At 57.0% G+C, this 2,915-nt stretch carries 3 protein-coding genes and 1 pseudogene; 2 read left to right on the forward strand and 2 right to left on the reverse strand.

Annotated elements, in window-relative coordinates; genetic code table 11:
* Positions 1–147: 147 nt before the first annotated feature.
* Positions 148–714: a L,D-transpeptidase gene (locus AC1DUU_RS28010; RefSeq protein WP_476786613.1), complete on the reverse strand. Its 567-nt coding sequence runs from the start codon at positions 712–714 to the stop codon at positions 148–150.
* Between the two features lie 298 nt (positions 715–1,012).
* On the opposite strand from AC1DUU_RS28010, the gene AC1DUU_RS28015 reads away from it, so the two are divergent.
* Positions 1,013–1,264: a hypothetical protein gene (locus AC1DUU_RS28015; RefSeq protein WP_476786611.1), complete on the forward strand. Its 252-nt coding sequence runs from the start codon at positions 1,013–1,015 to the stop codon at positions 1,262–1,264.
* A gap of 529 nt (positions 1,265–1,793) precedes the next feature.
* Positions 1,794–2,213 (forward strand): hypothetical protein, encoded by a 420-nt coding sequence (locus tag AC1DUU_RS28020; RefSeq protein WP_476786612.1) that lies wholly within the window; start codon positions 1,794–1,796, stop codon positions 2,211–2,213.
* A gap of 408 nt (positions 2,214–2,621) precedes the next feature.
* Here the strand turns inward: AC1DUU_RS28020 and AC1DUU_RS28025 are convergent.
* Positions 2,622–2,789, reverse strand: a pseudogene (locus AC1DUU_RS28025) (transposase domain-containing protein); the annotation flags it as partial.
* Positions 2,790–2,915: the final 126 nt, after the last annotated feature.

A 2,915-nucleotide genomic window follows, 5' to 3' on the forward strand; every position in this document is an offset into this window, starting at 1 on the left:
GCTGCCAATGGCGCATCCCTCCCGCAAGACCGATTCTAATCGGTCGAGGCGGCCACCATCCCACCGCTCACATGGTCTGTCGATCGATACGAAATCAGAACTGCGGACGGACAAGGCTTCTGATCCCCTGACCTTGGCGCAAAGTGACTAGACAACGATAACTCGGGCGCCGTTGCGCACTGTCCCAAAGAGCTCAAAAACATGCTCGTTCAACATCCGAATGCAACCGGACGATGCAGCAGTGCCAATAGACCACGGCTCATTGGTCCCATGAATACGGTATAGGGTATCCCGGCCATCACGATAGAGATACAGGGCCCTTGCTCCGAGCGGATTTTGCGGGCCTCCGGGGACGCGCACGGGCAAGTTCGGGTTACGGCGTCGCATATTGGCTGTAGGAGTCCACGTTGGCCATTTGGCCCTTCGTTGAACTATTGCCTCACCACTCCATTTCTGTCCGTCCCGACCGACTGCAATCCCGAAGCGGATCGCCCTACCAGGACCTTCGATGTAGTACAGGAAGCGCTCTTGCTTGTTGATAAGGATCGTTCCGACAGGTTCCTTGCCTGAATAAGCTACAGACTGTCGGTGGAACTGCCTCGGAACAAGCGCCTTGTCGACCAGAGGAATATCAAACGGGTGATCTGGAATTCTCCCAATATACCAACGCTTCTGGGAGGCTTCGGCACGTCCGAATAGAGCTAGAAATGACATCCCTCCCACAATCAGGGATCGTCTATTTAGAAAACCTGACAAATGAATCTCCCCTCAACCCGCCGGCAGAATACCAGGTAAACCAGACGTGGCGCTAACTGACAAGCAGAGCGCTTCGTCGCCGAATACCTCGTCCATCTGAACGCAACCCAGGCAGGGCGCTAACCTGAACCACTTCTACGTGTACGAGCTCGCAGACCCTCGAGACGCGGCAAACTGCCGAAGCGCGATTGCGGTTGGTAGCGACTTCCCGGTCGTGCGGGCAGCCACGGCATCCCCTCAAACCCAGGAGACTGCCATGCGATATTCCCGCATGTTCTTTAGCCTGCCGTTAGCGTGCCTGGCACTCGCCGCCGCGCTGGCGTTCTTCACTCCCCATTCGCTGCGTGTCGACTACGGCGAAGGCCTCAGTGCCGCGTCGTGGCAGATGCCCGACTTCAGCGTGTTCGACGTCATGGCGCCGGCCGATGCAATCATTGCCGAGCGAAGCCTGCTCGACAAACCGGTCGATGCCCATGCTGCCCTCTACGTCCGTGCCGACAGCCGCTGACCGTGTGGCGCACCGCTGTCGACGCCTAGTCGCACGCCTACTCGCACATTTCCCCCTCACCTCGGCGTCAAACACCGGGGCCATTTGCCACCCACCAGAGCATGTTCATTTCTGCTTCCTCAGCCGAGGGCGAAGATATGCACATCGAATTACCCGGCAGAGCTACCTCACCTCGTGAGCAGTTTAGTTCGCTTTTACAAGCACGACGCATCGGTTCCGGCAGCAACTCATCCGATCCGGTCAGGACGATCTTGCCGTACTTGACCGCCACGCCAAGCATATGGCGTGATGAAAAACGCTTTCGTGTGGTCGGCTGTGTGGACCCCGATCTCGCTGGCGCGGTATCGGCGCGCGGCTTGAAGGCTCCCTAACTAGCAGAAGAATTGTAACTAATTGCCCCTTCGGCCTCTCTGCGAGGCCAGCTATAGCTCGATGAGGTTAGTCTATGTTGCGCGGCCGGCTGCGGCTCGAAACGGGCCGTCAGAGGAGCTTGTGGGACATCTGCGCCGCACCTGGCGACGGGACCAGGATGACAACATCATCACGTATTTCAAACCGCATCATGGGAAAAGTTGCAATGAATAACAGATGGCTTTTCGCTGCTGTGCTCTGTCTGCCTGCTATGGGTTGCAACAGCGGCGATGCTCGGATGACTGCGCTGCGGGCCGACATTGCCAGCCGCCAAGCGACTGCCGAAATGGCGGTCGACCGCCCCGATGCCACACCAGAGGATATTGAGCGCGCCAAGGGCTATGCCTCTGCGCAATCGTGCATCGATCAGCTTCAGGCGCATTCACGAGCCGTGCAGACACAAAACATGGCGACGAAGGGCGCGATGGCTGCCGTCAGCTTCGCCGGACCGGGTGGCGCACTGGCAGCTCGCGCGATGGGGCCAGCAAACAGCATGGCGATACGAACCCAGGGTCACTACAGAGTTGCCTGCTATTAGGCGATAGTCGAACTGAGGTGCGTTTAGATCATGTGTTGGAACGGTCCAATCACTCGTGTTGTCCTCGTAGCGCTAGCATATTTGAGCTGACTGCATGTCAGAGTTCCCAATCCAGTTTCCAGGGATCGAATTTTTCTGACGAAACCAAAATATTGGAAAAGCAACTCAACAATCTCTGTCAACAGCGTGGCGTCGCGGCGCTCAAGGGAGCATTTTGTAGCCAAAAGGAAGAAAAGAAGCTCCGCTATCTGTTTGTTATTGTGCAATGATTCGACGATTTTAGAATGTTGGATTTGCATCCATCTGGCGGTAATTCACTCATATGCAGGCTGATCAGTTCGTAAATGGAGAGAATTAGATTCGCCTACTGGGACTTGAACAAATGGGTAAGCGCGCAGCTGAGGCCGTTCAGGCTTGGTGGTTCCACGGCATGAGCTGATCGATTTGGGAGATCGGCCAGCGGTTGGCGATGCGATCGAGGGTCTGGGTGAGCCAGGCGAGTGGATCGACGCTGTTCATTTTGGCGGTTTGCAAAAGGGTCGCGATGGTTGCCCAGGTGCTTCCGCCGCCGTCCGACGGGACCTCATGATGCCCGGATTCTAGGGCATGAGGTGGAGGTCGCCTATCCGTTCCACCCGCTGTTCCGGCGGCCCGCGATCGTGATTGCAGATCAGTTCCACAACGGCAGTCGTCATTTGACCC

The organism is Aminobacter sp. P4_H6_2, from assembly GCF_056400805.1.

Bases quoted from the DNA above. Each gene is read 5' to 3' on its own strand.
- AC1DUU_RS28015 (WP_476786611.1), top strand. From the start codon at position 1,013: ATGCGATATTCCCGCATGTTCTTTAGCCTGCCGTTAGCGTGCCTGGCA.
- AC1DUU_RS28010 (WP_476786613.1), bottom strand. From the start codon at position 714: ATGTCATTTCTAGCTCTATTCGGACGTGCCGAAGCCTCCCAGAAGCGT.
- AC1DUU_RS28020 (WP_476786612.1), top strand. From the start codon at position 1,794: ATGACAACATCATCACGTATTTCAAACCGCATCATGGGAAAAGTTGCA.